This window comes from Halochromatium sp. (genome assembly GCF_046541315.1).
Lineage (GTDB): Bacteria > Pseudomonadota > Gammaproteobacteria > Chromatiales > Chromatiaceae > Lamprobacter.
Window position 1 is genome coordinate 1 of sequence record NZ_JBKHDN010000214.1, and the last position, 4,611, is coordinate 4,611.

Sequence of the window (4,611 nt, forward strand, 5' to 3'; positions counted from 1 at the left end):
GACAGCATGAGCCGAACCCCTGATGATGCCCCCTTCCTGTCACTGCCGATCGCCGTGGCCACGGTCTCCGACAGCCGGACCGCCGACGATGACACCTCGGGCCACTATCTGCGCGAGCAGCTGACCGCCGCTGGCCATCGGCTCGCCGAGCAGGTCATCTGCAGGGATGATGTCTACCAGCTGCGCGCATTGTTCTCGCGCTGGATCGCCGATCCCGAGGTGCAGGTGGTGATCAGCACCGGCGGCACCGGCATCACCGGCCGCGACAGCACGCCAGAGGCGATCGCGCCCTTGTTCGACAAGACCATCGACGGCTTCGGCGAGCTGTTCCGGCAGATCTCGTTCGACGAGATCGGCGCCTCGACCGTGCAATCGCGCGCCGTTGCCGGCATCGCCAACGGCACCCTGCTGTTCTGCCTGCCCGGCTCAACCGGCGCCTGCCGCACCGCCTGGGAACGGATTCTGCAACCGCAGCTGGACAGCCGGACCCGGCCCTGCAACTTCGCCCAGCTCATCGCGCGCTTCGGCGAGCGCTGATCCCGATGACCAAGGGTGCGACTCACAACCAGGCCACTGCGGCCAGCGGCGCCTCGGGCGACAGCGCGACCGACACGGCCACCGCCACCTCGGTGACCGCCGCATCGGGCAGCCGATCCTCCACCAAGCGTGCGAACGACTGCGAGCCGGGCCAGGCCATGGCAGGGTCGCCAGCCGCCAAACCGCTCAGCGTCGAAGCCGCTTCGGCACAACTGCTCGCCGCCGCCCGGACCATCGAAGGCAGCGAGCGGTTGCCGACCTCGGACTGCCTCGGCCGCGTGCTCGCGGAGCCGGTCATCAGCGGCACCGATCTACCGGGCTGGGACAACAGCGCGATGGACGGCTACGCACTGCGCGCTGCCGATCTGCAAGCCGGTGGCGGCTGGCTGCCGGTCAGTCAGCGCATCGCCGCCGGCCAGTGCGGCACGCCGCTCGCGCCCGGCACCGCCGCGCGCATCTTCACCGGCGCGCCGCTGCCCGAGGGCGCCGACAGCGTCGTCGTGCAGGAGGTCTGCGAGCCGGAGGGCGATGGGGTGCGGATCAACGCCGAGGTCGCTCCTGGCGCCAACATCCGTCGGCGCGGCGAGGAACTGCGAGCGGGCACCGAGGTGCTTGCGGCCGGGACGCGGCTCGGACCCCAGCATCTGGGGCTTGCCGCGGGCGTCGGCGCCGCGCAGTTGCGCGTCTATCGCCGGCTGCGCGTGGCCGTGTTCGCCAGCGGTGACGAGCTGGCGATGCCCGGTGATTCCTTGGGACCCGGCCAGATCTACAACTCCAATCGGTTCCTGTTTCGCGCCTTGCTGCAGGCGCTCGGCTGCGAGCCGATCGATCTCGGCATCGTCAAGGATGACCGCGAGGCGACGCTCGCCGCGCTCGGCACCGCCGCCGAACAGGCCGACTTGGTCATGGCCAGCGGCGGCGTCTCGGTCGGCGACGAGGACCATGTGCGCCCGGCGGTCGAGCAGCTCGGCCACCTCGATCTCTGGCGGGTGGCGATGAAGCCCGGCAAACCGTTCGCGTTCGGGCACATCGGCGAGACGCCGTTCATTGGCAGTCCTGGCAATCCGGTCTCGCTGTTCGTGACCTTCTGCTTGTTCGCACGGCCGTTCATCGAGCGGATGCAAGGCGTGCAGGATGCCAAACTCCCCACCCCGCTCATGCTCCCCTCCGGCTTCGCGCTGACCAAGCCGGCCAAACGTCGCGACTATCAACGCGCGCGGCTGGAGTTCGATGGCGCCGGACAGGCATCCATCCAGCGCTTCCACAGCAGCTCATCGGCCGCCCTGAGTTCGCTGACCTGGGCCAATGGACTGGTCGTCATCCCGCCGGGCGCGACCATCGCGATCGGCGATCCAGTCGCCTTTCTGCCGTTCGCCGGGCTGGTGCCTGGCGATCGGGGCCTCTAAGACGATTTCTGTCAACGCTTAGACCGCCTTGCTGGTCTTTTCGCTCGCCTAAGGGATACGCCGACATGATCCAAGTGCGCTACTTCGCCAGTCTGCGCGAGCAGCTCGGGCGCGAGGCCGAAGCGATCGAGCCGAGCGTGGCAACCACCGTCGCCGAGCTGAGGGCGTTCCTCCGTGCCCGTGGCGAGCCTTGGGCATCCGCGCTCGCGCCAGGGCAGCGCATTCTTGCAGCAGTCAATCAGGCGATGGCACGCCCCGAGACGCCCGTCGCCGAGGGTGATGAAGTCGCCTTTTTCCCACCCGTGACGGGCGGGTAAGCGGTCCCACCACCCCGGTGCCGAGGTCGAGCGCGTCAGTCAGCTGTCGGACTTGGGATCGCTCGCTGATGCGAGCGCAGGCCAATGATCGCCAAGAAGCGCATCCCGGTCCCAAGGGCAGACCTCTGGAAACGCATCGTAGTCCAGCGGCGTCTCGGCGACCGCTAGGTCGACCGCGTCTGGATAAGCGCTGTTGATTAGGGCTTCGAGCTGTGCGCCGAGGCTCGGATTCTCAGCCAACAGGCGCTGGATCGAGCGGCGCTGGGTGTTGATCGTCGCGCGCCAAGATTTCCGATAGGGATAGTCCGCTTGATAGCGCCACTTCAACAGATGCCCGATCAGTACCGCCAAGCGGCTCTCCAAGGCGCGACGCTCGCGCTTTCCCAAGTCCTCGACCTCCTCGGCTAGATGCGCGATGTCGAGCGCCGCGTAGCAGCCAGCGCGCAATAATCTGGCCTGTTCATCAGACCAGGCGTAGAAGTCGGTCTCATAGTCGGTCGTCAACGCTGCCAGGACTCCTCAATGGTCGGCTCAGGGGCTCAGCTTGGCACTCTCGCGTGTTGGGAGCCACCTTGGGCCAACGCGCTCACTGACCAAGATAGACCTCGATCACCCGGGGATCGTTCTGCACCTCGTCCATGCTGCCCTCGGCCAGTACCGAGCCCTGGTGGAGCACGGTGACGCGTTGGGCGATCGAGCGCACGAAGTCCATGTCGTGCTCGACGACGACCACCGTCTGCTTGCCGGCGAGCGAGGTCAGCAGCTCGCCAGTGCGCTCCATCTCCTGATGGGTCAGGCCGGCGACCGGCTCGTCGACCAGCAGCAGATGCGGGTCTTGCATCAGCAGCATGCCGATCTCGAGCCATTGCTTCTGGCCATGCGCGAGGGCGCCGGCCTCGCGCCGCGCCTGTTCCTGGAGCCCGACGATACCGAGCACCTCGTCGATGCGATCGCGCTGAGCGCCGGTCAGCCGCGCGAACAGCGTCGGGAACACGCGCTTATCGGCGGCCATCGCCAGCTCCAGGTTCTCGAACACGCTGTGATGCTCGAACACGGTCGGCTTCTGGAACTTGCGCCCGATGCCGACCTCGGCGATCTCCGGCTCGGTCAGCTTGAGCAGGTCGATCTTCTGGCCGAAGAAGGCGCTGCCCGAATCCGGCCGCGTCTTGCCGGTGATGATGTCCATCATCGTCGTCTTGCCGGCGCCGTTCGGGCCGATCACGCAACGCAGCTCACCGGCATCGACATAAAGGTTCAGCTCATCGATCGCCTTGAAGCCATCGAAACTGACGTTCAGCCCTTCGAGATAGAGGATCGGGCCGTGACTGACATCCAATTCCAGATCCTTGGCGCGGATCATGAAATCGAACTGTCGATCGCGGCGGGTGAGTTCCTTGAAATCATCGCCGAACCCACGGAAGACCTGTTTCGGGCCGCTGAAATCGAAGGTGCGATCGCTGCGCAGCAGGTCGCGCTCCGACCCGCGACCGGAGGCCCTGCTTGCCGGGCGTCCCGCTTCGCCGTTCAAACCCGTTCGGCTGCTCGGAATGCTGTCGTTGCCGAGGCCGGGCTCGCGACCAAGCGTCCGTTCGCTGCTCGGGCTCGTCTCACTGCTCGCGCTCATGCTGGCCCCAGTGCTCGGGCTCGTTTCGCTGTCCAGCCTGTTGTCGCTGCCGGTCATCGACTCGCGGCCCCGCGCGGACTCGCTATCCGTCTGTGACTCGCTCGACGGGCTCATGCGCCTGCCCCCTGCATCGTCTCGGATTCGGCGCGCCGGCGCCTCAAGCGCGTCAGCAGTCCGGCGATGCCTGCGGGCAGGAATACGGTGACCAGCACGAACAGCCCGCCGAGCACGAACAGCCAGGCCTCGGGGAAGGCGCCGGTGAACACCGTCTTGCCGTAGTTGACCAACACCGCGCCGATCACGGCGCCGTACAAGGTCGCGCGCCCACCGATGGCCACCCAGACCACCAGCTCGATCGAGTTCAGCGGCGAGAACTCGCCGGGATTGATGATGCCGACCTGCGGCACATAGAGCGCACCCGCTACCCCGGCCAGCACCGCCGAGAAGGTCCAGATCGCCAGTTTGACCCGGTCCACGCGATAGCCGATGAAACGCACCCGCGACTCGGCATCGCGCACCGCGACCGCGACCCGGCCGAGCTTGGAGGTGACGATCCAGCGGCAGGCCCAGTAGCCGAGCGCCAGCGCCAGGGCCGAGGCCAGGAACAAGCCAATGCGCGTGGCGTCCGCCTGCAGATCGAAGCCGAGCAGATCCTTGAAATCGGTCAGGCCATTGTTGCCGCCGAAGCCCATCTCGTTGCGGAAGAAGGCCAGCATCAGCGCATAGG

At 67.1% G+C, this 4,611-nt stretch carries 7 protein-coding genes; 3 read left to right on the forward strand and 4 right to left on the reverse strand.

Features of this window, described 5'->3' with window-relative positions; genetic code table 11:
* The first annotated feature begins 6 nt into the window (after window positions 1-6).
* Entirely contained in the window at window positions 7-537 is a 531-nt protein-coding gene (gene moaB / locus ACLFQI_RS11825; RefSeq protein WP_410759591.1) for a molybdenum cofactor biosynthesis protein B, read from the forward strand.
* A gap of 22 nt (window positions 538-559) precedes the next feature.
* Here moaB and ACLFQI_RS11830 read toward each other — a convergent pair whose 3' ends face one another.
* Complete coding sequence (locus tag ACLFQI_RS11830) at window positions 560-697, reverse strand: hypothetical protein (RefSeq protein WP_410759585.1); 138 nt, start codon at window positions 695-697, stop codon at window positions 560-562.
* Here ACLFQI_RS11830 and glp point away from each other — a divergent pair.
* On the forward strand, window positions 696-1,943 hold the full coding sequence (glp, locus tag ACLFQI_RS11835) for a gephyrin-like molybdotransferase Glp (RefSeq protein ID WP_410759586.1): 1,248 nt from the start codon (window positions 696-698) through the stop codon (window positions 1,941-1,943). The genes ACLFQI_RS11830 and glp overlap by 2 nt on opposite strands.
* Before the next feature lie 65 nt (window positions 1,944-2,008).
* Window positions 2,009-2,260: a molybdopterin converting factor subunit 1 gene (gene moaD, locus ACLFQI_RS11840; RefSeq protein WP_410759588.1), complete on the forward strand. Its 252-nt coding sequence runs from the start codon at window positions 2,009-2,011 to the stop codon at window positions 2,258-2,260.
* A gap of 39 nt (window positions 2,261-2,299) precedes the next feature.
* Here the strand turns inward: moaD and ACLFQI_RS11845 are convergent, their stop codons facing one another.
* The 3 genes from ACLFQI_RS11845 to ACLFQI_RS11855 all read right to left on the reverse strand — a co-directional run.
* Window positions 2,300-2,764, reverse strand: coding sequence for a DUF29 domain-containing protein (locus ACLFQI_RS11845; protein ID WP_410759589.1), 465 nt, complete (start codon window positions 2,762-2,764; stop codon window positions 2,300-2,302).
* A gap of 82 nt (window positions 2,765-2,846) precedes the next feature.
* On the reverse strand, window positions 2,847-3,620 hold the full coding sequence (urtD, locus tag ACLFQI_RS11850; RefSeq protein WP_410759592.1) for an urea ABC transporter ATP-binding protein UrtD: 774 nt from the start codon (window positions 3,618-3,620) through the stop codon (window positions 2,847-2,849).
* Window positions 3,621-3,994: 374 nt separating this feature from the next.
* Window positions 3,995-4,611 (reverse strand): ABC transporter permease subunit (locus ACLFQI_RS11855; RefSeq protein ID WP_410759590.1); only part of this gene is annotated, 617 nt, incomplete at its 5' end.